Consider the following 26,365-nt stretch of genomic DNA (forward strand, 5'->3'; position numbering starts at 1 on the left):
TCAGTGCGGTCACGATCCCGCGGGATCCCGTCCGAGGGTCCGAACCTATGCATCTGCTCGGAATAGGGTGGATGGTGACCATGGCTGTCGCGCCCTCACGGACCGGCAGCCACATCTATGGAGACCGGAGAGCTCACATGAACAAGGCAACCCTCGCACGGATCGGCGGCGTCGCCGCTGCGATCGTCCTGACCGCCACGATGACCGCCTGCTCGGGCGGCCAGAGCGTCGCCGACGCGTGCAAGATCGCGAACACCGAGATGACCAAGGCGACCTCGAGCGTCTCGAGCGACGTCAACGCCGCGATGCAGAAGGCGACCCAGGGCGAGAAGGTCGACTTCGCCGAGATCTTCGCTCCGGTGCAGAAGGGTCTCGACGAGGCCGGCAAGAAGGTCACCAACGAGGCAGTGAAGGCGCCGCTCACCGCCTTCGCGAACGAGTTCAACGGCTTCGTCAAGGCGTTCGACGGTTTCGAGATGCCCGACCTGAAGAACATCGACGCGACCGACCCGGCCGCCATGGACAAGATCCAGGAGGCGCAGAAGAAGGCCGAGGAGATCTCGACCAAGGCGCAGGATGCCAGCGCCAAGCTGACCGAGCAGGGCAAGAAGCTGCAGGAAGTCTGCAACAAGGGCTGATCCGAGCCCCGCGGGCCTCTTCCCGCCCGAAAGGCGCTGTCCGGGAGCGATCCCGGGTGGCGCCTTTCCGCATCAGGGGAGGATGGATCCGGTCGCGGATCCTTTCCTTTCTCAGGCGATTCTGTTCCCTTGCATAGGGTTTTCACGGTAATCCTGATTCTTGTGCGCCTGACCGGCGCATGACATCCGCACCGTCGCGGCAACCCCCGCGGTGATGCCTGGAGGGAGAATCAATGTCAGAGAGAAGCGTCCGCGCACGCCGACGTGTCGCAGCGACGACATCCGCGTTCGTGCTCGCCGCAGCCGGAGTGGCGACGTTCGGGGCCGTCCCCGCCGTCGCGGCGCCGAGCGTCTCGGCGCCCGGCGTCCGTCCGACCGCCGCTGCGACGACGGGAGTCGCCAGCGATCACTACATCAACTACGTGGCGCCGCGTGCAGACGCGATCCTCGACGGGGCCGACGACCAGCCGGTCGCCGACCTGAGCGGCAATGCCCGTGCGCGTAAGGGCGTCAGCGACGCCGCCTTCGAGCGGGCGAAGGAGAACGACGAGAAGCACGCTCAGGGCAACCCTGTGGCGGCCGAGCAGCTGGCCAAGACCGAGGCGGAGGCGGTGCAGAGCGGCGAGAGCCCGAAGAACCTCAAGCACGCGGACAGCACGCAGCAGGCGAAGCTCCTCACGATCCTCGTCGAGTTCGACGGCACGGAGGACTTCTCGAACCTGCAGGTCCCGACCGCGTTCGGCGAGACGACCTGCAAACCCGGTGACGTGCAGGGGCCGACGCTGCACAACAACATCGCGAACCCGGCCGATGCCGTCCACAAAGACAACAACAGCATGTGGGTGCCGGACTTCTCGAGCGACTTCTACAACAAGATGCTGTTCTCCGACGAGGGCATCACCGAGCGCGTCCGCACCGATCTGACCGGCCTGGACGGCCAGCCCGGCTTCGACATCTCGGGCCACACCATGAAGAAGATGTACGAGGAGATGTCGCGCGGTGCGTACTCGCTCACGGGCGAGGCGACCGCATGGGTGAAGGTGCCGCACTCCGAGGCGTACTACGGCGCCACCGTGTGCCACAAGGATCCCGCCACGGGCGACTACGTCGCCGGCCCGATGCAGGACATGCAGGGTCACCCCGACAACCCCCTCGGCCCCGGCCAGCTCCCGATCGACGCAGTGGCGGCGCTGGCGCAGTCCGATCCCTCGTTCCCGTGGGCGGACTATGACATCGAGGACCAGGGCGACCGGGACGGCGACGGCAACCTGCACGAGCCGGACGGGATCATCGACCACGTCGTGCTCGTGCACGCCGGTGAGGACAAGTCGGGCGGCGGCGGCAAGGAGGGGACCTACGCGATCTGGGCGCATTCGTCCGATGTCGCGGGCGGAGCCACCATCCCCGGCACCGATTTCAAGATCCAGAACTACATCGTCCAGCCGGAGAACTCCGGCGTCGGCGTGTTCGCCCACGAATACGGACACGACCTGGGCCTTCCCGACCTGTACGACACCTCGAACGCCGGCGACTCCGACGTCGACTTCTGGGATCTGATGAGCTCCGGGTCGCATTCCGGACCGATCTTCCAGTCGATGCCGACGCACATGGGCATCTGGGACAAGTGGGTGCTCGGCTGGGTGGACCCGCTCGAGATCAACCCGGGTGACGGCACGAAGACGATCAAGGTGGGACAGGCGTCCCGGCCCGCGAATGGCACCGAGGACGGCGTCAAGATCAACCTGCCGGACAAGGTCAAGACGCTCGCCACCCCGCACAGCGGCGCCGAGATGTGGTATTCGAACGCCGATCAGGACTGGGCCGACGTGACCCTGAGCCGCACGATCGACAACGTGCCGGCCGGTGCGACCTTCTCGATGTGGAACAACTACGTGATCGAGGAGGACTGGGACTTCGGGTTCATCGAGGTCTCGACCGACGGCGGCAGCACGTGGACCGAGCAGAAGGTCTACGACGACAGCAACGCCCTCGTGTCGACCGATGACGGCTACAGCGACCCGAACGGTCGGATGAAGGACTTCGGCAACAAGAAGTACGGTCTGACCGGATCCACGGACGGCTGGCGCCACGACCACATCGATCTGTCCTCGTACGCGGGCCAGAACATCCAGGTGCGTCTGCGTCAGGCGACCGACGCGGCGTTCGAGGAGCGCGGCTGGTTCTCCGACGACTTCGCCCTCAGCGCCGGCGGATCCGACGTCTGGACAGACGACGTGGAGTCCGGCGACAACGGCTGGACGGCGACGGCGGGCACCTTCACGGACACCACGGGGGTCGGCTGGGCGCGGGACACCGGCATTCAGACCAAGAAGCAGTTCTACCTGGTCGAATGGCGCAACTTCGACGGTTTCGACGAGGGGCTGAAGTACGGCTACACCACGGTCTACAGCGACCAGGGCTGGAAGGTCGAGAAGGTTCCGTACAACGCGCCGGGTGCGCTGGTCTGGTATCGCGACGCGGCCTACGGCTCGTCGAACCAGATCACGTCGTATCTGACCAATCTGCCCAGCTACGGGGCGAAGGGCGGCCTTCTGCTCGTCGACAGCCACTTCGACCCGCTGCGCAGAACGGGCGCGGAGGCGGAGCTGGATCCGTCGCTGCTCAAGAATCTCTCCAGCCGTGCGCAATCGTCGAACGCCGCTTTCGGTCTCACGCCGACTCTGCCGTTCAAGGACTGCATGGTGGACGCCGACTTCACCGAGGCGTGCACCGACATCGCCGCCCAGCCGCCGGTGAGCAGCTTCACCGACGACCAGGGCTGGGTCGCCGGCCTGGAGTTCCGTGACGGCGATCTGTACAACCGTCTGCGCGACGCCTCGGTCGTCGTGCCCTCGGTCGACGATGCGGCGTACACCACGCGCGTGGTCAACCCTGACGGCACCCCGGCGACCGACCTGTACGGCACCGTGCTGCCTTTCACGACCCTCGGCACCGGCAACCCCGCCGACGCCGGCGTCGGATACGGCACCGTGGTCACGGTGAAGAAGGCGCTGCAGAAGAACACGGCAGCCCTGCTCACGGTGCGCGCCCCGCTCTCCGACGCCCCGTCGAAGCCCGCCGCGCCGGCGATCACGTCGCCGGCGGACGGTGCCAAGCTCGACACGGCGCCGACCGCGGTCAGCGGCACGGGCGTGCCGGGAGCCGTCGTCGAGGTGACGGTCGACGGCGCAGCCGCCGCGGCTGCCGACGCCAAGGCTGCGGCTCCCGCCGCGGCGAAGGCCAAGGCGGCGGATGCCGCGGTCACGGTGGAAGAGCCTGTGGTCGTGGGCGGCGACGGCACGTGGACGGTCCCGCTCGTCGGCACTTTCGCGCCCGGGCCGCACACGATCTCCGCGGTGCAGAGCGTGGGCGATCTGAACAGCGACCCGGCGGCGAGCGCCTTCGTCGTCGCCGAGGTCACGACGCCGAGCACTCCGACGCCGACTCCGCCGGTCACCGGCGGCGACGGTGACGGCAAGGGCGGCACCGGACACGGTTCCGGCGCCCTCGCCGCGACCGGTCTGAACGGCGACGCGCTGCTGACGACGGGCATCGTCGGCGGTCTGCTCGTACTGCTCGCCGGCGTGCTGCTCGTCGTGGCGCGTCGTCGCCGTCGGCTCGACGGCGGCAGCGCTGCAGAGCCGAAGAGCTAGTCGCACCCGCGACAGCGCCCGGAGCGCCGATCCTCGTCTTCGAGGGTCGGCGCTCCGTCGTCGTCGCGGTGCCGCACCCAGCGCGAGGATCGCGCGAGGATCGCGTGAGGAAGCCGTCTCCGCCACTCCGTGAGGATTCCGTGAGGAGGGCCGGGTGGCGCGGGAAACGGGATCTAGGCTTCGTCTGTGAACAGCCAGGCAGTGATCGATCAGAAGGCTCCCGCCGCGACCCGCAGTCCGCTCCGGCTCGCCCTCGTGATCGGCGCGCTCGGGGTGGTGTTCGGCGACATCGGCACGAGCCCCATCTACGCGCTGCAGACCGTGTTCAACCCCGAGGATCCGCATCCGGTCCCGCTCACGACGGAGAACCTGTACGGCGTCGTCTCGCTCGTCGTCTGGTCGGTCATCCTGATCGTCACGATCACCTACGTCCTGCTCGCGATGCGCATGGACAACGACGGCGAGGGCGGCATCATGGCGCTCCTCACCCTCCTGCGCCGCTGGGCGCCGAAGGGGCGCACGCGCACCGTGGCGATCCTGTCAGGCCTCGCCGTGCTGGGGGCGGCGCTGTTCCTGGGGGACAGCATGATCACCCCGGCGATCTCGGTGCTCTCCGCGGTCGAGGGGCTCAAGACCATCAATCCGGGGCTCGACGAATGGGTCGTCCCCATCACCGCCACGATCCTGCTCATCCTGTTCCTCATCCAGAAGCTCGGAAGCTCCGTGGTCGGGCGGCTCTTCGGGCCGATCATGGCGATCTGGTTCGTGGTCGTCGGCGTGCTGGGCATCGGCGGGATCCTTCACGATCCGCAGATCCTGCTCGCCCTGCTGCCCACCTACGCGATCGGCTTCATGGTCAGCCACTTCCACATCGCGTTCTTCGCCCTGGCCGCCGTGGTCCTCTCCGTCACGGGCGCCGAGGCCCTCTACGCCGACATGGGCCACTTCGGCCGTAAGTCGATCTCGTTCGGGTGGCTGTTCCTGGTGTTCCCGGCGCTCGCGCTCACCTACCTGGGTCAGGGGGCGCTGCTGCTGGAGGACAAGGCGAACATGTCGGCGCCGTTCTTCCTGCTCGCGCCGGAGTGGAGCCGCATCGCGCTGGTCGTGCTGGCCACGGCGGCGACCGTGATCGCGTCGCAGGCGGTGATCTCCGGCGCCTTCTCGGTCGCGGCGCAGGCATCCGGGCTCGGCTACCTGCCGCGACTGAGGGTCACCCACACTTCTTCCGAGACCCAGGGGCAGATCTACGTCCCATGGATCAACTGGCTGCTGATGGTCTCGGTGATCACGCTGGTGTTCGTCTTCCGCAGCTCCGCGTCGCTCGCTTTCGCGTACGGCATGGCGGTCATCGGCACCATCACGATCACGACGCTGCTGTTCTTCTACCTGGCTCGGCGACGGTGGAAGACGCCGAGCTGGATCCTCGCGATCGGCGCGGCGGTGCTGCTCTCCGTCGACCTGCTCTTCCTCGCCGCCAACGCCACCAAGTTCGTGCACGGCGCCTGGCTGCCCCTCGCGATCGGTCTCATCGCGTTCATCGTGATGACGACCTGGCAGCGCGGACGCGCGCTCATCACCGCCCGCCGCACCGAGGCGGAGGGGTCGCTCGCCGACTTCGTGAGCAACCTGCGCACGCATCCGAAGCTCATCGACCGCGTGCCCGGCACGGCGATCTTCCTGAACCCCGGAGGCACCACGACGCCGCTCGCCCTGCGCGCCAACGTCGAGCACAACCACGTGCGTCACGCCCGGGTGATCATCCTGTCCGTGGACATCCAGAACGTCCCGCGGGTCCCGCAGTCCCAGCGCTGCACGGTCGACGATCTCGGGGATCCGACCGACGGGATCCTCTACATCTCCACGAGGTTCGGCTATGCCGAGAACCCGGACATCCCGCGCGCCCTGCGCACGATCCCTCCGCACAAGACCCAGGGCTGGCTGGATCTCGACAACGCCACGTACTTCCTGTCGAAGATCGAGCTGCGCGAGGGGCGCAGGGGTGGCATGGCGCGGTGGCGCAAGCGTCTGTTCCTCGCCGCGTCGCACATCACCACCGACGCGAGCGACCACTTCGGCCTGCCCCGCGACCGCGTGATCGTGATGGGGTCGCAGATCGAGCTGTGAGGCGACGCGGCGCACCGGTCGCGGCGCGGCTCAGACGACGGCGAGCGCGTCGATCTCGACCAGCATCTCCTCGCGGGGGAGCCCGGTGAACACAGTGGTGCGGGAGGGGAGCACGCCGCTCGGGGTGTGCCGGGTCACGAAGGAGCCGTAGGCCTCGTTCATGAGGGCGAAGTCCTCGCGCTTCGTGAGGTAGACGCGCAGCATCACGACGTCGTCGAAGGTCGCCCCCGACGCCTCGACGATGGCGCGCACGTTCTCCAGCGTGCGCAGGGTCTGCGCGGCCACATCGCCGGGGAACAGGTATTCGCCGGTGGCGGGATCCACGGGCCCCTGGCCGGAGACCTGCACGATCGGACCCTTGCGCACGCCCTGCGAGAACACATGCGCCGGGGCGGGGGCGTCGGCGGTCAGCACACGGGTCTTCTCGGTCATGGTCGTTCCTCTCGGTCGGCGGCCGGACGCGGCGATCGACATGCTACGCGACGCGTCGTCGCGCGCGGCGCGTCATCATGGAGGAGTGGAGACGTCATCGAGTGCTGCCCGCCCGCTGTCCGTGCGCGACAAGTCGTTCCCCCCGTCGGCGCACGGCCTCACGCGGGAGCAGTTCCTCGCGACGGCCCCTCGACGTTCCGACTTCGCGACACCGCTGCTCACGCTCGACGCCGGCGCGATGGTGCACAACGTCGCCCGCATGGCCGACTGGGCGCAGGAGGCGGGGGTGCTGCTCGCGCCGCACGGGAAGACCACGATGGCTCCGGCGCTGTGGCGGCAGCTGCTCGATCCCCGTCCGCGCGGCGCCGGCGCCTGGGGTCTCACGCTCGCCACCGCATGGCAGGCGCAGGTCGGTCGTGCGCACGACGTGCGCCGCATCCTCATCGCGAACGAGGTCGTGGATCCGGTCGGCCTGCGCTGGATCGCCGACGAGCTGGCGGCGCATCCCGACGTCGAGATCCTCAGCTGGGCCGACGGCGTGGACGTCGTGCGGGCGATGGAGGCGGGGCTCGGCGCCGACGTGCGCCGGCCGCTGGCGGTGATGGTCGAGCTCGGCGGGGCGGGCGGGCGCACCGGCGCACGCGACCGTGCCGCCGCTCTCGCCGTCGCAGAGGCGATCGCGGCGTCGCCCGTGCTGCAGCTGGCAGGCGTCGGCGGCTATGAGGGCGCCCTCGCGCACGACGCCGGCGACGCGGCGATCGCCCGGGTCGACGCGTACCTCGACGAGCTCGCCGCCGTGCACCGCGCGATCGGCGAGGCCGGACTCTACCCGGAGGGCGCACGCCCGGTCGTGACCGCCGGGGGCAGCGCCTACTTCGACCGGGTGGGGGCCGTGCTGCCGGCACTCTGCCCCGATGCGGACGTGGTGGTGCGCTCCGGCGCCTTCCAGATCCACGACGACGGGTTCTACGCCGGCATCAGCCCGATGGGCCGCACGATCGGCGATGTGCCGTTCCGCTCGGCGATGCACGTGTGGGCACGGGTGCTGTCACACCCCGAACCCGGACTCGCACTGCTGGACTGCGGCCGTCGCGACGCCTCGTTCGACGAGGGGCTGCCGGTGGCGCAGCGCATCGCCGGCCGCGCGAGCGACGACGTCGTGCTCGCCGGCAGCCGCGTCACGGCACTCAACGACCAGCACCTGTTCCTGCGGCTCGGCGACGACGTCGTCGCCTCCGGGGCGGCCGAGCGGCTGGCGGTGGGCGACGTCGTGCGGCTCGGCCTGTCCCACCCCTGCACGGTGCTCGACAAGTGGCGCCTGATCCCCGTCGTCGCCGATGCGGACGCGCCGGACCCGGTCGTCGTGGACGCCGTGGAGACCGTGTTCTGAACGCGACGGCGTCCGTGACGCGGGCGGATGCGCCGTGGCGCGCTGGTCGAGCCGCCTGGCCGGGGGAGCGGGCGGGGGCGTCCGAGGCGTTCGCCGCCTCCCCCATAATGAGCTTGACCGGTGTGGAGCGGAGGTGGGCGTGGCTGTGGAGAGCGAGCCGTCTCGCGCCCTGAACATCCGCGACGTGGCGCGTGAGGCGGGCGTCTCGTACCAGACCGTGTCGCGGGTGCTGAACGGCAGCGACCGCATCAGGGAGACGACCCGCGCGCACGTGCAGTCGGTGATCGACCGGCTCGGCTACCGTCCCAATCCGGTCGCGCGGGCGCTGTCGACGAACCGCTCCCGCACGATCGGGGTGCTCACGGCGCAGAGCGCCCTGTACGGACCCGCCACGGCGATCGCCGCGATCGAGTTCGCGGCGCGCGACGCCGGCTACCGGCTCTCGATCGCGAACCTGCGCTCGGGGGAGACCGAGGCGGTGCGCGCCAGCATCGACGATCTGCTCAGCCACGCCGTCGAGGCGATCATCGTGATCGCCCCTCAGCAGCAGGTGCTCGGCGAGGTCGGCGAGATGAGCGTGGACGTGCCGATCGTGGCGCTCGGTCCGAGCGGTGAGCGGCACTCGATGGCGATGGATCAGATCGCCGGCGCCAGGGCGGCGGTCGGGCATCTCGCCGACCTCGGACACGAGTACATCGTGCACCTCGCGGGACCCCAGGACTGGACCGAGGCCGAGGCGCGCATGGTCGGGTATCTGCGCGAGCTCGATGCCCGGGATCTGCGGGTGCGCGCCCCGCTGCTGGGGGACTGGACCGCGCAGTTCGGCTATGAGGCCGGGCGGAGCCTGCTGCGGATGCCCGACTTCACCGCGGTCTTCGCGGGCAACGACTCGATGGCGCTCGGCTTCCTGCACGCCTGCCGCGAGCTCGGCGTGCGGGTGCCGGAGGACATCAGCGTCGTCGGGTTCGACGACATCCCTGAGGCAGCGCATTTCTTCCCGCCGCTCACGACCGTGCGGCAGGACTTCAGCGAGCTCGGGCGGCGCACGATCCGCATGCTGCTGGCGCAGCTGAACGGCGAGGAGCTGCCACAGGAACCCCTGATCCCGCAGCTGATCGTGCGCTCGTCGACGGCCGCTCCCCGCTCCCTCTGAGGGTTTTGCGGCCACGACGCGAGCTGTCGGCGACGAGGCAGGGGCACGTCCATCTTGGATCCGGCTCTTGACAAATGTGACCGGTTCGCCAGAGGATCGCTCGTGCGGGTGTGATCGGTCACAGCCGCGGGCGACGAAGGGGTCGGATTCCGGCCTCCTCGTCATCCGAGCAGGAGATCGGCGGCCACCGGCCTCCCGCGAGAAGCATCACGAACCGACGGCCGCAGCGATGCGTCCGTCTGCCTTGCCTCGCCCCGCGTCCTCGGGGCGAGGGTCCTGAACGGGCGCCCCGAGCATGCCGTCGGCGCGCCCTCTGCGGTCCTGAGCGCGCCATGGCGGCGTGCTCGACGAAAGGAATCACATGAAGTTCTCCAGACTGGCTCTCGGCGCTGCGGCCGTGGCCCTCGCCCTCACGATGACCGCCTGTGCAGGCACCCGTGGCGGCGGCGGCTCCTCGACCGCCGAGCCCGGCGCGAACAAGGGTGCTCTCGTCGGCGTCGCGATGCCGACGAAGACCTCGACCCGCTGGATCCACGACGGCGACGCCGTCAAGGCAGGACTCGAGAAGCTCGGCTACAAGGTCGACCTCGAGTACGCGGACGACGACATCCCCACCCAGGTGCAGCAGATCTCCAACATGCTCACCAAGGGCGCCAAGGTGCTCGTCGTCGCATCGGTCGACGGGACGGCGCTGTCCAGCCAGCTCGACCAGGCCGCGTCCAAGGGCGTCAAGGTCATCGCCTACGACCGTCTGATCAACGGCAACAAGAACGTCGACTACTACACGACCTTCGACAACTACAAGGTCGGCGTGCAGCAGGCCACCAGCCTCCTCGAGGGCCTGGGCGTGCTGGACAAGAGCGGCAAGGACACGGGTGCCGCCGGGCCCTTCAACATCGAGCTGTTCGCCGGAAGCCCCGACGACAACAACGCCACCTTCTTCTTCAACGGCGCGATGGACACCCTCAAGCCCTACCTCGACAAGGGCGTGCTCAAGGTCGGCAGCGGCCAGACCGGCTTCACGCAGGTCGCCACGCAGGGCTGGCAGGCCGACGTCGCCAAGAAGCGCATGCAGGACCTCATCGCCTCGACCTACTCGAACGGTCAGACGGTGAACGGCGTGCTCTCCCCGTACGACGGCCTCTCCATCGGCATCATCTCGGCCCTCACCGGGGCCGGCTACGCCACCGACAAGCTGCCGATCATCACCGGCCAGGACGCGGAGATCCCGTCGGTCAAGTCGATCATCGCGGGCCAGCAGTACTCGACCATCTACAAGGACACCCGCAAGCTCGCGGGTGAGGCCGTGAAGATGACCGACGACCTGCTCAACGGCAAGACCCCCGAGGTCAACGACACGAAGTCCTACGACAACAAGACCAAGGTCGTTCCGACGTTCCTGTTCCAGCCGGTGGTGGTCACCAAGGACAACTACAAGGAAGCCGTCATCGACACCGGGTACTACACCGAGGACCAGCTCAAGTAAGGCACTCCCTCGACACGGGTGGCTGCGGACGCTCCCGCAGCCACCCTCCTCTGACGAAAGGAGAGCGAGATGAGCGACAACATCCTCGAGATGCGCGGGATCACCAAGACGTTCCCGGGCGTGAAGGCTCTGCAGGACGTGTCGATCAGCGTGCAGCGCGGCCATGTGCATGCGATATGCGGAGAGAACGGGGCCGGCAAGTCCACGCTGATGAAGGTGCTCTCGGGCGTCTACCCGCACGGATCCTACGAGGGCGAGATCCTCCTCGACGGGGAGCCGGTCGCGTTCAAGAGCATCAACGAGTCCGAGCACGCGGGCATCGTCATCATCCATCAGGAGCTGGCGCTGAGCCCGTACCTGTCGATCGCCGAGAACATCTTCCTCGGCAACGAGCGCCAGTCCGGCGGCTGGATCGACTGGAACACCACGAACCAGGAGGCGGCCAGGCTGCTGCGCAGCGTCGGGCTCGACGAGAACCCCGCCACGAAGATCGCCGACATCGGCGTCGGCAAGCAGCAGCTCGTCGAGATCGCCAAGGCGCTCTCCAAGAGCGTGCGGCTGCTGATCCTGGACGAGCCGACCGCCGCGCTCAACGACGACGACTCCGCGCACATGCTCGAGCTGATCCGGAGCCTGCGCGACGAGGGCATCACCTCGATCATCATCAGCCACAAGCTCAACGAGATCCGCGCGATCGCCGACGAGGTCACCGTCATCCGCGACGGGCGCAACATCGAGACCCTCGAGATGCGCACCGACGACGTCAGCGAGGACCGGATCATCCGCGGCATGGTGGGGCGCGACCTGGCCAGCCGGTTCCCCGACCGGATCCCGAAGATCGGCGGCGAGCTGCTGCGGATCGAGGACTGGACGGTGCACCACCCCCTCGACCACGAGCGCAAGGTCGTCGACGGCGCCAACCTCTTCGTCCGCGAGGGCGAGATCGTCGGCATCGCCGGGATCATGGGCGCCGGGCGCACCGAGCTCGCGATGAGCGTGTTCGGGCGCAGCTACGGGGTGAACATCTCCGGGCGCGTCTACAAGCGCGGATCCGAGATCTCCACCAGGACCGTGTCGGACGCGATCGGCCACGGCCTCGCCTACGCCACCGAGGACCGCAAGCGGTTCGGGCTGAACCTCATCGACGACGTCGAGCGGAACATCACGATCGCCGCCCTCGACCGGATCGCCCGGATCGGGTGGGTCAACGAGAGCCGCGAGCGGATCGTCGCAGAGTCGTACCGGAAGAGCATGAACATCAAGACCAGCTCGGTCGAGGCGGTCGTCGGGAAGCTCTCCGGCGGGAACCAGCAGAAGGTCGTGCTGTCGAAGTGGATGAACACGTCGCCCGACGTGCTCATCCTCGACGAGCCCACCCGCGGCATCGACGTGGGCGCGAAGTACGAGATCTACGGCATCATCAACCAGCTCGCGAGCGAGGGCAAGGGCGTCATCGTCATCTCCAGCGAGCTGCCGGAGCTGATCGGGCTCTGCGATCGGATCTACACCCTGGCCGAGGGGCGCATCACCGCGGACGTGCCGCGGGCGGAGGCGTCGGCCGAGAACCTCATGCGTTACATGACCCAGGAGAAGGAGGTGGGCTCCGCATGAGCGGCTCATCCATCACCCCCCAGACGAGCTCGCTGCGCTCCGCATTCGAGTTCCTCACCGGCCAGCTGCGGCAGATCGGCCTGTTCATCGCCCTGATCGTGATCGTGATCTTCTTCCAGATCACGACGGGCGGGATCACCCTCGCCCCGATCAACGTGTCGAACCTGATCATCCAGAACAGCTACATCCTGATCCTCGCGATCGGCATGGTGATGGTGATCATCGCGGGTCACATCGACCTGTCCGTGGGGTCCGTGGTCGCCTTCATCGGCGCGGCGGCGGGCGTGCTGATCACCAAGATGGGCGTGCCCTGGCCGGTCGCCGTGGTGCTGTGCCTCGTGCTGGGTGCGCTCATCGGCGCCTGGCAGGGCTTCTGGGTCGCGTACTTCAAGATCCCGGCGTTCATCGTCACTCTTGCGGGGATGCTCACGTTCCGCGGCCTCACCGAGATCACCCTGCAGAACACGGCCATCTCCCCGTTCCCCGACGGGTTCCGCGCGATCGGCGCCGGCTTCCTGCCCGACCTGGGCGGCGGACAGACCGTGGTCGAGCCGCTCACGATCATCCTCGCGGTGCTCGTCGTGCTCGGGATGATCGGCTTCGGGATCCGCGGGCGCATGACCCGCCGGAAGTTCGCCGTCGAGGACGAGCCGCTGTGGTGGTTCATCGCGAAGCTCGCCTTCACCAGCCTGCTGATCGCCCTCGTCGCCTACCTGCTCGCCAGCTACAACGGCACCCCGATCGCCCTGGTGATCCTCGGCGTGCTCACCGTGGTCTACTCGGCGATCATGGCGCGCAGCGTGTGGGGCCGGCACATCTACGCGATCGGCGGCAACCCGCTGGCCGCCAGCCTCTCCGGCGTGAAGACGCCGCGCGTCACGTTCACGCTGTTCATCAACATGGGCGTGCTGTCGGCCCTCGCCGGGCTCGTGTTCACCTCGCAGCTGAACCTCGCGAGCCCCCGCAACGGAGACGGCTTCGAGCTCGACGCGATCGCTGCGGTGTTCATCGGAGGCGCGGCCGTCACCGGCGGCATCGGCAAGATCACCGGGGCGATCATCGGCGGCCTCATCATCGGCATCCTGAACAACGGCATGTCGATCCTCGGCGTCGGAACCGAGTACCAGGCGCTGATCAAGGGCCTCGTGCTGCTCGCCGCCGTCGCGTTCGACGTCTTCAACAAGCGCCGCTCCGGGCGCTGACGCGGATCCGTCCCGGGCTGCCGTCGCCCTCCGGCGACCGCTGCCCGGGACGTTCCGCGTTCGCGCTACCTTCGTCGTATGACGCTCGGCCAGGCACTGCTCTCGTTCGCGCTCGTCGTGGGCCTGCTCACGATCATCCCCGGCCTGGACACGGCGCTCGTGATCCGGGGCACGGTGACCCGCGGCCGCCCCTACGGGTTCGCCGCCCTTCTCGGGATCCAGGTCGGCACGCTGATCTGGGGCGCCGCCGCGGCCACCGGGGCGGCGGCCCTGCTGGCGGCGAGCGAGGTCGCATACCGGGTGCTGTCGTTTGCGGGCGCGGCGTACCTCGTCTACCTCGGCGCGACGATGATCGCGAAGACGTTCCGCCCGGGCACGGATGCGTCGACGGAGGGCCCGGCTCCTTCACGGCGGAGCACACGGAGCGGCTTCCTGCTCGGGCTCCTCACGAACATCGCGAACCCGAAGGTCGGGGTGTTCTACATGGCGACCATCCCGCAGTTCGTTCCGGCGGGGCAGTCCCCGCTCCTGGTGGGTCTGCTGCTCGCACTCGTGCACTGCACCCTCGGCACCGTCTGGCTGGGCGCGATCATCCTGGGAGCGAACCGGCTCGCGCCGCGCCTGCGCTCCACCCGCGTGATCCGCTGGATGGACCGGATCACGGGCGGAGTTCTGATGCTGTTCGGCGCACGCCTCGCCCTCGACGTGCGCTGACCGCCGCCCGAAGGCCTCGCGGCTCACGCAGCCGGAAACGCCGCCGCGAGCCGGGCGGCGACGGCGTCGACGTCCACCCCGACGTCCGCCGACTCCGCGATCCGCTTCACGAGGCGGACGGGCCACGTCACCAGCACCTCGGAGATCGAGAACGGGCTGCCGAAGAAGCCCCAGTCCGCCTCGAGGAAGCACAGCGCTGCGGCCACCGGGGTGGCGTCGCCGAGCGCCGCCGCGACCAGCGCCGCCTGCTTCCGCACGCCGTCGACGAGCGCGGTCCCGTCGCGTCCGCCGATCCGCAGCGTCTGGATGCGCGGCCCGAAGACGCCCCCTGTGGCTTCCCGCGACGGGCGGCGGCCCTTGTACCTCTTGGCGTCGATCACCCAGACGCCGCCGGGGGAGACGACGATGTGGTCGATGTTGGCCCTGGTGCGCGGGATCCGCCGATCGTGCAGGGCGCGCGCCGACGTCGGCAGATCCTGAAGCCGCCGGGCGAGCAGCTCCTCGCCCATCGCCCCGCGTGCCCAGGCCTGCGTGCTCTGCGGGTCGTCGGAGAGCGCGAGGATCAGACCCCCGAGCTTCGGGTGCGCCGTGCGAATCCGCTCCTCGCGCCGGCGGTGGCGTCTCTCGTACTCACGGCGTGCGGATGCGCCCGCCGTGCCCGGCTCGAGCGTCTCGGGGGCGGGCGGCTCATCCAGGGCGCACTCGAGGCACCGCACCGTCCGCCGGTCGCGCTCGTAGACGGCGTCCGTGCCCGCGGGCAGAGCGCGACCGCACAGCCGGCACGTCCCGGCGTAGCGCAGGCGCATGCGCGTGTCCCGCGGTCCCAGCTCCGCAGCCATGGCGCCGACGGTACCAGCGGACGAGCCGGGCGGGAAGGGTGGCCCGGACGAGGAGGCGTCTGCGTATATCGAACCGATTCGGGCGGATCCTCAACGGATCCCGGCGCGGATCCCTCGGATGCTTTCGGAATCCCCACCGAGGGCGCCGATATTCTCAGCGCGTCCATAGCTTCAGGGAACATCGACGAAATCAAGGTCTGGTCCTCTAGTTGCAAGGATGCCCGGGGTGCTAACGTCCCTCTGTCATCCCCCATACCCGACGATGAGACAGGGGAACAGAGTGACCCAGAATCCACTCGAGACGGATACGTCTCTGCAGCGTGCGATCGACTATCAGGAGCACGCACTGCAGGCCGGAGGCGTTTCCAAGGCCGGCTCGACGCTGATGGCCGTGGCAGGCAGCGCGCCCGCCTACTCCATCGCGGCCAGCACCGCGCTTCTGATCGGCGCCGCCGGCGTCGGCGCCCCCGCCGCACTGCTGTGGTGCGGCATCCCCATGCTCGGCATCGCCTTCGCGTTCGGCTACCTCGCGCGCGTCGACACCCACGCGGGAGCATCGTTCTCCTGGGTGGCGCGAGGCCTGCATCCGATCCTCGGCTTCCTCGCCGGCTGGGCCGTGGTGATCTCGGCGACCATCTTCATGGTGGCGGGGGCCCTGCCCGCCGGCCAGATGACGGTCGCGCTGTTCGCCGGCGACAAGGTCGCCAACGAGAACACGCTGCTCGTGACGCTCGTGGGAGCCCTCTGGTTCCTGGTGATGGCGGCAGCGGTGATCTTCGGCGTGCACACCACAGAGCGCGCGCAGTGGATCATGTCGATCATCGAAGTCGGAATCCTCGTGGTGTTCGCGGCCATCGCGATCCCGCGCGCGATCACGACCTACCACCACGGCGAGACCTTCTCCTGGGACTGGTTCGGCTTCGGCCACCTGACCGGCGCGGGCGTCTTCGTCGCGGCGGCCCTGATCGCGGCCTTCTACTACTGGGGCTGGGACGTCACGGCCAACCTCGGCGAGGAGACGAAGAACGCGCACAAGACCACGGGCCTCGCGGGGATCCTCGGCATCGTGATCGTGTTCATCCTGTTCGAGATCTACACGACGACCACCCTGGTGATGCTGCCGGGCAAGACGATCGAGGCGAACAGCGGAAACGTGCTCAGCGTGCTGGGCGACGCGATCATGCCCGGCATCGGCGGCAAGATCCTGATCATCGCGGTCGCGCTCTCGACCATCGCGACGCTCGAGACCACGCTCGTCCAGGTGAGCCGCACCCTGTTCGCGATGGGTCGCGACCGCACCATCCCGTTCGCCTTCGGCCGGATCAACCGCAAGTGGAAGACGCCCGTCTTCGCCACTCTCGTGGTCGTGGGCGTCTCGCTGCTGCTGTTCGTGCTCGCGAACGTCTTCGGCGACAGCGTCGGGCAGATCCTGGGCTGGGCGATCTCGTCGATCGGCCTGCAGATCGCCTTCTACTACTCGCTCGCCGGCTTCGCGCTGATCATCGGCTTCCGCAAGGTGATCTTCCGCTCGCTGAAGAACTTCCTCCTGATCGGCGTCTGGCCGTTCGTCGGAGCGGTGTTCATGCTGTACATCTTCTTCGCGGCGATCCCGAACAACGAGCCGGTCGTGAACATCCTCGGACTCGGCCTCATCGCGATCGGCATCATCCCGCTCGCGCTGTTCTACCGCAAGGCGAAGGACGCGTACTTCTCGCGGCGCCCGCTCGAGGTGCCGGAGGACTTCGCCGCCTGACGCGGGCGACGGGACCGGGGTGCGCGCACGCATCCCGGTCCCGCCGTCTGTGGGGCGCGGCAGGCCGAGCGCGGCCCTGCCTAGACTGACCGGGATGTCCGATCCCGTTCCCCGCCAGATGCGGCACCAGGTGCACGCGGTGGCAGCGCAACCGCCGACGCCGCCGACGGTGCGGGCTCCGCTCTGGCGGCGGGCGCTGCGGATGCCGCTGCTGTGGGCGCTGCTCTGCGGCGTGCTCGCCGTTCCCGGCTATGCCGCCGGCGGGGATGCGTTCCTGCCGTTCCTGCTCACGCTGGCGGGCGGCTGGCTGTGCGGGATGTCGTTCGTGAACGCGACCGCGCGCATGTCCCCGCCGCGTCGCGGTGCGATCGTGCACGGGCTCGGCGCCATCGCGGCGGGCCTGCTGCTCGCGTTCCTGGCAGCGGTGGTGCCCGACCTGCTGGCGCCCAAGCCGAATCCCGCCCGCGCGGTCGTCGCCGTCGTGCAGATGGCCGCCGCTCCGGCCGCGGGATGGATCTGGCTCGCCCTGATCGGACGACTCACGAGCGCCCTCCGCCTGCGCGCGACCCCGGCCGTGCTCGAGGGCTCCGAATGGGAGGGCGCGGAGCGGGGATCCGGATCCGTGCTGCGCTTCGCCGCCGTGCCCCTCACGATGCGGGCGCTGACGCTGTGGATCCTGCTCGTCGTGGTCGTCGTCGCGGGGATCGGCGTCGCGCTGATGATCGCGTTCGACGCCTTCGTGATGGCCGCCGGCCCGCGGCTCGTCATCGTCGCGCTCGGGATCGTGCTCGGCCTGCCCGCCTACCTTCTGCTCAGCGCCCTGCTGCGTCGTCGCACCGTCGCGTGCACGGTGCGCTTCGATGTCGACCGCCTGCAGCTCGAGCGTGCGGGGAGCACGCTGTCGGTGCGCTACGCCGATGTCGAGCGCCTGGTCTGGCGCAGCGACAGCGAGTATGCACGCCTGGAGGTGCGCGGTGAGGGCGTCGAGCTCTCGCTCATCGCCGGGATCGCTCGCGTGCCGAAGGGGAGGACGCCCGCGCTGCCTCCGCTGTCCCGACGCGTGCGCGTGCTGCTCGAGGGGGCAGGGCTGTCGCCGTCGCCCTCGCGCAACGGGCGTGTGCAGAGGTTCGTCCGAGACGCGGGGTGATCCGAGCGCCGGACGGGGTCCCGGTCGCGCCGAGCCGCATCGGAGGGTCGCGATTGTCGGAGCGTCGGGGGAGGATTGGCGCCATGGACACGAACGGTCGAGCCTGCGCGCCCTGCCCCTCGACGGCGGGCGCGGGCGCATGATCGTCGCGGGGTTCCTGCTGCTGGCCGTCGGCCTCGCCGACGTGCTGCGCGGTTTCCTGCGCGGTCGTGCGTTCTGGATCGGCGCCGGGATCGCCGCTGCGGTGCTGCTCGCGCTCTCCGTGCTCGGGGATGCCGCGCCGTTCGCGCTGCTCGGCATCGCGCTCGCCGCGCTGTGGACGTGGCTGCTCCCGCTCGAGGGGCGTCCGCGGCTGTCGTTCTGGCCCGCGGTGCTGCTCGCGCTGATCGCGGTCGGCGGCGTGGCCCTCCTGCCCGCCCGCACCTCCGCCGGACTGCTCTCCGGCGCGCCGCTCCCCACGCCGATCGGCCGCGTCGGCTTCGACCTCGCGGTGCTCGCGGTGGGCGTCTTCGCGGTGCTGCTGGAGACGGGCAACGTGATCGTGCGCGCCGCCCTGCTCGGCGAGAAGGCGGAGCTCCCCGCCGACGTCGAGCCCGGACAAGCGCCGCCCGCCGAGGCCGTGCACGGACTGGTGCCCGCGCGGGCGCTCGATCCGGGCGTCCCGACCGCGCCGACGCCGTCGCTGCATGCCTCCGCTCCGGATTCCGGGTTCCGCGGCGGGCGCCTGATCGGTCCGCTCGAGCGTGTGATCGTGCTCCTGCTGACATTGTTCGCGGCCTATCCTCTGCTGGCCGCGATGCTCGCGGCCAAGGGGATCGTCCGCTTCCCCGAGATCTCCCGCGACGGCGCCCACGGCGGCCGCGCAGAGTACTTCCTGGTCGGCAGCCTGGTGAGCTGGGTGGTCGCGCTCGGCGGTGCGCTGCTGCTGTGGTGGGCCACGCACACCGGCTGAGCGCGCCGTTCGCCGGCCGGGTCGACCCCGGTCCGGCGCACCGGTCACGTCCTGCCGCTCCGGAATGCGGAGAAAGGCAGGACGCGACCGGCGCACCTCGGGAGGATCCGAACGCCCGGGGGCCTCAGTCCTCGTTCTTGCGGCCGCGGGCGAGGGCCCACGCGCCGACGCCGACGCCCACGAGCACGACGGCCCCGATGCCGAGCCCGATCCACAGGCCCGCATCCGCCGACGCCGAGGCGGTGGGCGCCTCGGTCGACTCCGACGCGGCGGGCCCGCAGACGGGCTTCGCCGAGCCGGCGGCAGCCGGGGTGGCCGTGCCGTCCGGGGCGTACGCGAACGTGTAGCTGCCCGAGATCGGATGCCCGTCCGAGGACACCACGCGCCAGAGCACCTCATACGTGCCGGCCGGCCCCAGCGCGACCGGGGACGACACCACGGGGCCGTTCAGATCCGGGCATGCCGTCTCGTAGTACTTCTTGTCCGGACCGATCAGCTGGATCACGGTCGCGCCGTCGGTGCCGAGCGGGTCGGCGCTGAAGGTGAGCGACACCGCCGAGAGGTTCGTCACGGTCGAGCCCTGGGCGGGATCCGTGCCGTCGAGCGTGTCGTGAGCGCTCGCCGCCGCAGCCCCGGAGACCGCGAGCACGGTGCCGACGCCGACGGCGGCGGCGAGCGCCGTGAGCCGGTGGCGCAGTCTCACGCGCCGGCCTTCCGACGCCCGAGGGCGAAGCCGCCGAGCAGGGCGCCGCCGGCCGCGACCACGAGCGCCGCGATGCTCAGCCCCAGGGCGAGTCCGCCCTGGCCGCCGGCGGGCTCCTCGGCCTCCGCCATCGGCGCCGCCGTCGCGGACGCACCGCCGTGGTGATCGGCCGGAGGCGCATCGTTCACCCACAGCACGGGCGCCGGCTCGAGCGTGTCGTCCTTCTTCACCTGCTCGGGCGTGGCCGACCACTCGACGACCTTGCCGTCCGAATAGGTCTGCGTCGCCGGGATGACGATGTGCCCCGTGTCGGGCACGGGGCCGAGCGACAGCGTGAACGTCTGGAACTGGCCGGGGGCGATGCCTCCCGCGTCGGCCGTGAAGGTGATCTCGGTGGTCGCCTCGCTGATGGTGTTGCCCTCCACCTTGACGGGCTTCGGCAGGGTCGTCTTCGTGGCGGCGCCGGTCCAGCCCGCAGTGGGCTGGTAGCTGACGCTCGTGAACGGGCTGTCGGACGGCAGGTGGATGTCGAGCTTGACCGTGCTGGCGGTCGCCGACTCGTTCGGCACCCGGAAGGTGACGTACGTCCAGGATCCGGCTTCGGCCTGATTCGGCGTCGCGGTGACGTGAGCGGACGCGGCGAGGGGGACGGCGACCGCGAGGACGGCGCCGGCGGCGAGGCCCGTGAGCACGCGGGAGAGAGGGGTGTTACGCATGGTGGGAGTGTCTTTCTGAGTCGTGTGGGTGCACCGCGGCGCGCGAAGCGACGCCCGGAGTGCGGTGCGGAGGGAGGAGGGGGTCAGGCCGCCAGCGGCGGACCCCTCCTCGACACGACGGTCAGCGAGAACAGGGAGCGCAGCACGGGCACGCGCACGGACGGCGCAGCCGTCCCACGGTGCGCCGGCGCCGGTGCGGCCAGGAGCAGCCGCGCGACGAGGTTCCAGCCGGTGAGCTCGAGGAGGGCCCGCAGCGCCTGCTCGCCCCGGCCCAGGGCCAGCACGGTGAGCACCGCCGCGATCGCGTGGGCGATCCACATGGCCGGCCGCAGGTGCAGGACGTGGCCGGCGTCGACCGCCGTCGCACCCAGGGCGCCCGCGAGCTCCGTGCCGTGGAGGTGCGCACCGAGCCCAGGCGTCACGGATCCGGATCCGGATCCGACCCCGATCAGCAGCAGGCCGTGGAAGGCGATCTGGCTCAGCCCCACCGCGAGGGACAGGCGGATCCAGCTCAGCCGGCGGCCGGCGAGGGCGATGCAGACCGGGGCGGCGAACAGCAGCGCGAGCACCATGCCGATCAGGGGCGCGGGCGCGCCGTCGGCGGTGGAGTGGGAGACGGAGGCGACGAACGTCGCGACCAGGGCGGCGATCAGGCCCCGGACCGTGCGACCTGCGCGCGTTCCCCACACAGCTGCCAGCCTAGCCGGACGTTTCCGGCGGGCCGAGCGGGCCGATCCGCGCTGATACCCTGAACCGGTGTCGAACCCATCCCTGACGACCGCGACACCGGCCATCGACCCCTCGTTCGAGAACGTGTGGGACGAACTGGTGTGGCGCGGACTCGTCCACGTGTCCACGGATCCCGAGGCGCTGCGCGCCCTGCTCGCCGGGCCCGCGATCACGTATTACTGCGGCTTCGACCCGACCGCGCCGAGCCTGCACCTGGGCAACCTCGTGCAGCTGCTCACCCTGCGCCGCATCCAGCTCGCCGGCCACAAGCCGCTCGGCCTCGTCGGCGGATCCACGGGACTCATCGGCGATCCGCGCCCCACGGCCGAGCGCACGCTGAACACGCGGGAGACGGTCGAGGAGTGGGTCGGTCGCCTGCGCGCCCAGGTCGAGCGCTACCTGAGCTTCGAGGGCGACAACGCGGCGCGCATCGTGAACAACCTCGACTGGACGGCGCCGCTGAGCGCGATCGACTTCCTGCGCGAGATCGGCAAGCACTACCGCGTGGGCACGATGCTGAAGAAGGACGCGGTCGCGGCGCGGCTCAACTCCGACGCGGGCATCAGCTACACCGAGTTCAGCTACCAGATCCTGCAGGGCCTCGACTTCCTCGAGCTCTACCGCCAGTACGGCTGCGTGCTGCAGACCGGCGGCAGCGACCAGTGGGGCAACCTCACCAGCGGCACGGATCTGATCCACCGGGTCGAGGGCGTGTCGGCGCATGCGATCGGCACCCCGCTGATCACGAACAGCGACGGCACGAAGTTCGGCAAGAGCGAGGGCAACGCGATCTGGCTCGACGCCGAGATGTGCAGCCCGTACCGGATGTACCAGTTCTGGCTGGGCACCGCCGACGCCGACGTGATCGACCGCCTCAAGGTGTTCACCTTCCTCACCCGCGCGGAGATCGAGGAGTACGCGGCGCTGGTCGAGGCGGAGCCGTTCCGGCGCGCCGCGCAGAAGCGCCTCGCGCTCGAGGTCGTCGCGACGGTCCACGGGATCGATGCGGCCGCGGCCGTCATCGCCGCGTCGGAGGCGCTGTTCGGTCAGGGCGACCTGGCCGTGCTCGACGCCGCGACGCTGCGCTCCGCACTGGAGGAGCTGCCGAACGCGCAGGTCGCCGCCGGATCCTCCGTGGTCGACGCGCTCGTCGCGACCGGCCTGGTGTCCAGTGCCTCCGAGGCGCGCAGGGCCATCGCCCAGGGCGGCGTCTCGATCGACGGCGTCCGCGTCGAGGCTGACGACGCGACCGTGCCGCTGGGACTGCCCGGCGGCGTCTCGGTGCTGCGTCGCGGCAAGAAGACCCTCGCGGGACTGCTCCCTGCCTGAGACCGGATCCGATCCCCGGGACCGCATGCGCGCGATCCCGGGGTCCGGGGCGCGACACACGGCGAAACGCAGTTCGCGCGACCGGTGCGCGTATGATCCACTCGGATGCGCGGGGCGCGCCCTTTCCGCATGCACTTTTCACTCTGAACGGAGTCTCTCCATGTCTCACCGTCGCATCGCCCGGATCGCCGTCGGCCTCGCCGCATCCGCCCTCGTCGTCACGCTCGCCGCCTGCTCGGGCGGCGCGTCCGGCAAGCCCACGGCATCCTCCGGCGCGGACACGGCGTCCTACGGGCTGGTGAAGCCGGGCACGCTGACGGTCGCGACCGAGGGGACCTACAGCCCGTTCACGTACCACGCGGACGGCGGATCGGGCGAGCTCGTCGGCTACGACGTCGAGGTCGCGCAGGCGGTCGGCAAGGAGCTCGGTCTGAAGGTCGAGTTCCAGGAGACGCAGTGGGACGGGATCTTCGCGGGACTCGAGGCCGGCCGCTTCGACGTCATCGGCAACCAGGTCTCGATCAATCCGGAGCGCCAGGCGAAGTACCTGTTCTCCACGCCGTACACCGTCTCGCCGAGCGTCGTGGTGGTGAAGAAGGGCGACACGTCGATCAAGAGCTTCTCCGATCTCAAGGGCAAGACCACCGCGCAGTCCCTGACGAGCAACTTCTACAAGCTCGCGCAGGACGCCGGGGCGAACGTCGAGTCGGTCGAGGGCTGGGCCCAGGCCGTCGCCCTGCTCGAGCAGGGCCGCGTGCAGGCCACGGTCAACGACAAGCTCACCTACCTGGACTACGTCAAGCAGCACCCGGACGCGAAGCTGGCCGTGGCCGCGCAGACCGACCCGGCGCAGAGCGCGTTCGCATTCACCAAGAAGAAGGACGCGCTCGTGAAGGCCGTCGACGGAGCGCTCGCGAAGCTGTCCTCCGACGGCACGCTCGCCAAGCTCGGCAAGAAGTACTTCGGCGAAGACGTCTCGAAGTAGCACGCCATGCCCGACGGGCTGCACCTCTTCCTGGAGTCGTTCTGGCCGATCGTCTGGGGCGGGATCAGCGGGACCATCCCGCTGGCCCTCGCCTCGTTCGCGATCGGCCTGGTGCTCGCGCTGCTCATCGCGCTGATGCGCCTGTCCGAGTCGCGCGTGCTCTCGGGCATCGCCCGAGGCTACGTGTCGGTGATCCGGGGCACGCCGCTGCTGGTGCAGCTCTTCGTGATCTTCTACGGCCTGGGCGCCGTCGGGATCGTCATCGACCCGTGGCCGTCGGCGATTGCGGCGTTCTCGCTCAACGTCGGCGGCTACGCCGCGGAGATCATCCGCGCCGCGATCCTCTCGGTGCCGGTGGGGCAGTGGGAGGCGGGGTACACGATCGGGATGTCGCGCGGCCGGACCCTGCGCCGGATCATCCTCCCGCAGGCGGCGCGGGTCTCGGTTCCGCCGCTCTCCAACACGTTCATCTCCCTCGTCAAGGACACGTCGCTGGCCTCCCTCATCCTGGTCACCGAGCTGTTCCGCGTCGCCCAGCGCATCGCCGCAGCCAGCCAGGAGGTCATGCTGCTGTACCTCGAGGCGGCGCTCGTCTACTGGCTGTTCTGCCTCGTGCTCTCCGGGGCGCAGGGCTTCGTGGAGAAGAAGCTGGACCGCTATGTCGCTCATTGATCCGCCGACGTCGACGCCGCTGCTGCGCGCGACCGGTCTGACGAAGGCCTTCGGCGCCCACGAGGTGCTCAAGGGCATCGACCTCGACGTGAAGCGGGGCGAGGTGGTCGCGCTCATCGGGCCGAGCGGCTCGGGCAAGACGACGGTGCTGCGCTCCCTGAACGGGCTCGAGACGCCCGACGCGGGGGTGCTGTCCTTCGACGGGGGTCCCGTCGTGGACTTCGCGAACCGCGGAGACCGGCGGTCCGCGGAGCGGTCACGACTCGCGCTGCGCGACCGGTCCGCGATGGTCTTCCAGCACCACAACCTGTTCCCGCACATGACCGTTCTGCAGAACGTGATGGAGGGCCCGGTGCAGGTGAAGGGCGTGCCGAAGCCGCAGGCCGAGGAGGAGGCGCTCGCCCTGCTCGGACGCGTGGGCCTCGCCGACAAGCGCGACTCCTATCCCTTCCAGCTCTCCGGCGGACAGCAGCAGCGTGTCGGGATCGTGCGGGCGCTGGCGCTGAAGCCGGACCTGCTGCTCTTCGACGAGCCCACGAGCGCGCTGGACCCTGAGCTCGTCGGCGAGGTGCTGAGCGTGATCTCGGAGCTGGTGGCCGAGGGCTGGACGATGGTGATCGTGACGCACGAGCTCGGCTTCGCGCGGCAGGTCGCCGACGAGGTGCTGTTCATGGACGACGGCGTCGTCGTCGAGCGCGGCGCGCCGTCGCAGGTCTTCACCGCGCCGGTGCACGAGCGCACGCGACGTTTCCTGGATCGGATCCTGCGCCCGTACGAGTGATCCTCGGGTCCGGCCGGATACCGTCGGGTCATGCCGTTCACTCCCAGTCATGCGATCGTCGCCCTGCCGTTCATCCGCACGCCGTTCGTGCCGGCTGCGGTCGCGATCGGCGCCATGGCTCCTGATCTGCCGCTCTTCACGCGCGGTGCGATCGTGGGCTACGACGTCACCCACGACCTGCGCTGGCTGCCGGTGACGGTCGGGGTCGCGCTGATTCTGCTCCTGATCTGGAGAGTGCTCCTACGGCCGGCCGCGCGGATGCTGGCACCGCGGTTCCTCGCGCAGCGTCTGCCCGCCGAATGGGACCGTGGTGGCCGCGCCGCCCTCGAGGAGACGTTCGGCACGCCGCTCCGCACGCTTCTGCTCCTGGTCGCTCTCGCACTCGGGATCGTCTCGCACATCCTGTGGGACGCGTTCACGCACGAGGGGAGGGGCGGCGTCGCCCTCATCCCCGCGCTCGACCGGTCCTGGGGGCTCCTGCCGGGGTACAAGTGGCTGCAGTACGCGTCGGGGATCGGAGGCCTGGCGGTGCTGGCGGTCGCGGGCGCGGTCTGGCTGCGCCGCCGGGTTCCGGCTGCCGCAGACACCGCCCCTCTCGCGCTCCGTCTGACCTGGTGGGTGTCGCTCCCGGCGTTCCTGCTCGCGGCGGCGTGCATCGGCCTGGCCCTCTACGGGCCGCTCACGCCGGAGTTCACGGTGCAGCACCTCGCGTACCGGACTCTTCCCTTCGCGGTCGGGATCTGGGGAGCCCTCTCCCTGATCCTGGTGTCGGTGCTGCGGGGCCGCCGGCGCAGATCCGCGGAATCCCGCGCCGAACCGCCTCGATGAAGCTGCTCTCCGCCGCGTGCGACACGCCCGAGAGTGGGCCACGATTTGCCGGAACCCCGGGATCCGCGTAACTTATTACTTGTTCGCCCCAAGCGGTAGAGCGAAGGGCCGGAAGGCCTGACTCCCCAAGCGGCGAACACCATCCACCACTTCCTCGGAAGCCGGTTCCTCTTCGCGGGTTCTCCCCGCACAGAGGATCAAGCGCGTGCGCTTGAGAGGATGACCGTCCGCCAGGATCGTCGATTTGACAGACTGGCCGGGAGGGCTAAGCTAGAGAAGTTGCCTCGGAAACGAGGGAACGGATCCGGTTCTGAACCTCACGGCGTGTCGATTTGACAGCCTGAGCGACACGGATAAGATAGAGAAGTTGCCCTGAAGGGAAGGCCGAGAGGCCGGAACGCAGGAGCATCCGATCCTTGAGAACTCAACAGCGTGCACTTGTCAAATGCCAATTTATTCCTCGTCCAGTCTTCGGGCTGGTTGAGAAATTCCTTTGGATCAAAGACCAGCCCTTCGGGGTTGGCATTC

General features: G+C 69.7%; 23 protein-coding genes. 17 read left to right on the forward strand and 6 right to left on the reverse strand.

Annotation, left to right across the window (positions count from 1 at the left end; translation table 11 throughout):
* The first annotated feature begins 137 nt into the window (after positions 1-137).
* The 3 genes from RL72_RS03270 (at position 138) to RL72_RS03280 (ending at position 6,415) form a co-directional block, all read left to right on the forward strand.
* Positions 138-638, forward strand: a complete 501-nt coding sequence (locus RL72_RS03270) for a hypothetical protein (RefSeq protein WP_045249381.1) — start codon at positions 138-140, stop codon at positions 636-638.
* 233 nt (positions 639-871) lie between these two features.
* Positions 872-4,291: an immune inhibitor A domain-containing protein gene (locus RL72_RS03275; RefSeq protein WP_211256015.1), complete on the forward strand. Its 3,420-nt coding sequence runs from the start codon at positions 872-874 to the stop codon at positions 4,289-4,291.
* Between the two features lie 186 nt (positions 4,292-4,477).
* The gene (locus RL72_RS03280; RefSeq protein ID WP_045249382.1) at positions 4,478-6,415 is read left to right on the forward strand and encodes a potassium transporter Kup; all 1,938 of its coding nucleotides are present in this window, start codon (positions 4,478-4,480) and stop codon (positions 6,413-6,415) included.
* A 30-nt stretch (positions 6,416-6,445) separates the two neighbouring features.
* Here the strand turns inward: RL72_RS03280 and RL72_RS03285 are convergent, their stop codons facing one another.
* Positions 6,446-6,847, reverse strand: a complete 402-nt coding sequence (locus tag RL72_RS03285; protein ID WP_045249383.1) for a RidA family protein — start codon at positions 6,845-6,847, stop codon at positions 6,446-6,448.
* An 85-nt stretch (positions 6,848-6,932) separates the two neighbouring features.
* On the opposite strand from RL72_RS03285, the gene RL72_RS03290 reads away from it, so the two are divergent.
* The 6 genes from RL72_RS03290 to RL72_RS03315 all read left to right on the forward strand — a co-directional run bounded on the left by RL72_RS03290 (position 6,933) and on the right by RL72_RS03315 (position 14,403).
* Entirely contained in the window at positions 6,933-8,237 is a 1,305-nt protein-coding gene (locus tag RL72_RS03290) for a type III PLP-dependent enzyme domain-containing protein (protein ID WP_045249384.1), read from the forward strand.
* 139 nt (positions 8,238-8,376) lie between these two features.
* Positions 8,377-9,390 (forward strand): LacI family DNA-binding transcriptional regulator, encoded by a 1,014-nt coding sequence (locus RL72_RS03295; protein ID WP_248700362.1) that lies wholly within the window; start codon positions 8,377-8,379, stop codon positions 9,388-9,390.
* 361 nt (positions 9,391-9,751) lie between these two features.
* Positions 9,752-10,876, forward strand: coding sequence for a multiple monosaccharide ABC transporter substrate-binding protein (gene chvE / locus RL72_RS03300; protein ID WP_175526252.1), 1,125 nt, complete (start codon positions 9,752-9,754; stop codon positions 10,874-10,876).
* 69 nt (positions 10,877-10,945) lie between these two features.
* Positions 10,946-12,487 (forward strand): multiple monosaccharide ABC transporter ATP-binding protein, encoded by a 1,542-nt coding sequence (mmsA, locus tag RL72_RS03305; protein ID WP_045249386.1) that lies wholly within the window; start codon positions 10,946-10,948, stop codon positions 12,485-12,487.
* Positions 12,484-13,689: a multiple monosaccharide ABC transporter permease gene (gene mmsB, locus RL72_RS03310; RefSeq protein WP_045249387.1), complete on the forward strand. Its 1,206-nt coding sequence runs from the start codon at positions 12,484-12,486 to the stop codon at positions 13,687-13,689. The genes mmsA and mmsB overlap by 4 nt, the downstream gene beginning before the upstream one ends.
* 78 nt (positions 13,690-13,767) lie before the next feature.
* Positions 13,768-14,403 (forward strand): LysE family translocator, encoded by a 636-nt coding sequence (locus RL72_RS03315; RefSeq protein WP_045249388.1) that lies wholly within the window; start codon positions 13,768-13,770, stop codon positions 14,401-14,403.
* Positions 14,404-14,426: 23 nt separating this feature from the next.
* On the opposite strand, the gene RL72_RS03320 is transcribed toward RL72_RS03315, so the two are convergent.
* Positions 14,427-15,242, reverse strand: coding sequence for a nuclease-related domain-containing protein (locus RL72_RS03320; protein WP_045249389.1), 816 nt, complete (start codon positions 15,240-15,242; stop codon positions 14,427-14,429).
* 280 nt (positions 15,243-15,522) lie between these two features.
* Here RL72_RS03320 and RL72_RS03325 point away from each other — a divergent pair, with 280 nt between their 5' ends.
* The 3 genes from RL72_RS03325 to RL72_RS03335 all read left to right on the forward strand — a co-directional run bounded on the left by RL72_RS03325 (position 15,523) and on the right by RL72_RS03335 (position 19,094).
* A complete protein-coding gene (locus tag RL72_RS03325; protein WP_245762995.1) occupies positions 15,523-16,995 on the forward strand; it encodes an APC family permease in 1,473 nt (490 codons plus the stop codon).
* A gap of 94 nt (positions 16,996-17,089) precedes the next feature.
* On the forward strand, positions 17,090-18,142 hold the full coding sequence (locus RL72_RS03330; protein WP_045249390.1) for a hypothetical protein: 1,053 nt from the start codon (positions 17,090-17,092) through the stop codon (positions 18,140-18,142).
* Positions 18,143-18,281: 139 nt separating this feature from the next.
* The gene (locus tag RL72_RS03335; RefSeq protein ID WP_045249391.1) at positions 18,282-19,094 is read left to right on the forward strand and encodes a hypothetical protein; all 813 of its coding nucleotides are present in this window, start codon (positions 18,282-18,284) and stop codon (positions 19,092-19,094) included.
* A gap of 124 nt (positions 19,095-19,218) precedes the next feature.
* Here RL72_RS03335 and RL72_RS03340 read toward each other — a convergent pair whose 3' ends face one another.
* From RL72_RS03340 to RL72_RS03350, 3 genes are all read right to left on the reverse strand, one after another.
* Positions 19,219-19,797, reverse strand: a complete 579-nt coding sequence (locus tag RL72_RS03340) for a copper resistance CopC family protein (RefSeq protein WP_052674156.1) — start codon at positions 19,795-19,797, stop codon at positions 19,219-19,221.
* Positions 19,794-20,513, reverse strand: a complete 720-nt coding sequence (locus tag RL72_RS03345; RefSeq protein ID WP_045249392.1) for a YcnI family copper-binding membrane protein — start codon at positions 20,511-20,513, stop codon at positions 19,794-19,796. The genes RL72_RS03340 and RL72_RS03345 overlap by 4 nt, the downstream gene beginning before the upstream one ends.
* Positions 20,514-20,596: 83 nt before the next feature.
* A complete protein-coding gene (locus RL72_RS03350; protein WP_052674157.1) occupies positions 20,597-21,202 on the reverse strand; it encodes a hypothetical protein in 606 nt (201 codons plus the stop codon).
* A gap of 67 nt (positions 21,203-21,269) precedes the next feature.
* On the opposite strand from RL72_RS03350, the gene tyrS reads away from it, so the two are divergent.
* From tyrS to RL72_RS03375, 5 genes are all read left to right on the forward strand, one after another.
* A complete protein-coding gene (tyrS, locus tag RL72_RS03355; protein ID WP_045249393.1) occupies positions 21,270-22,571 on the forward strand; it encodes a tyrosine--tRNA ligase in 1,302 nt (433 codons plus the stop codon).
* A 160-nt stretch (positions 22,572-22,731) separates the two neighbouring features.
* Positions 22,732-23,556 (forward strand): amino acid ABC transporter substrate-binding protein, encoded by an 825-nt coding sequence (locus RL72_RS03360; protein ID WP_045249394.1) that lies wholly within the window; start codon positions 22,732-22,734, stop codon positions 23,554-23,556.
* A gap of 6 nt (positions 23,557-23,562) precedes the next feature.
* Complete coding sequence (locus RL72_RS03365) at positions 23,563-24,228, forward strand: amino acid ABC transporter permease (protein WP_045249395.1); 666 nt, start codon at positions 23,563-23,565, stop codon at positions 24,226-24,228.
* Entirely contained in the window at positions 24,215-25,009 is a 795-nt protein-coding gene (locus RL72_RS03370) for an amino acid ABC transporter ATP-binding protein (protein ID WP_045249396.1), read from the forward strand. The genes RL72_RS03365 and RL72_RS03370 overlap by 14 nt, the downstream gene beginning before the upstream one ends.
* Before the next feature lie 30 nt (positions 25,010-25,039).
* Positions 25,040-25,837 carry a DUF4184 family protein gene (locus RL72_RS03375; protein WP_045249397.1) on the forward strand — a complete coding sequence of 266 codons (798 nt, stop codon included), beginning with the start codon at positions 25,040-25,042 and terminating at the stop codon, positions 25,835-25,837.
* Between the two features lie 317 nt (positions 25,838-26,154).
* Here RL72_RS03375 and RL72_RS20195 read toward each other — a convergent pair.
* Positions 26,155-26,365: hypothetical protein (locus RL72_RS20195; RefSeq protein WP_211256016.1), on the reverse strand; the 211-nt coding region annotated here is incomplete at its 5' end.

The organism is Microbacterium azadirachtae, from assembly GCF_000956545.1.
Taxonomy (GTDB): Bacteria; Actinomycetota; Actinomycetes; order Actinomycetales; family Microbacteriaceae; genus Microbacterium; species Microbacterium azadirachtae.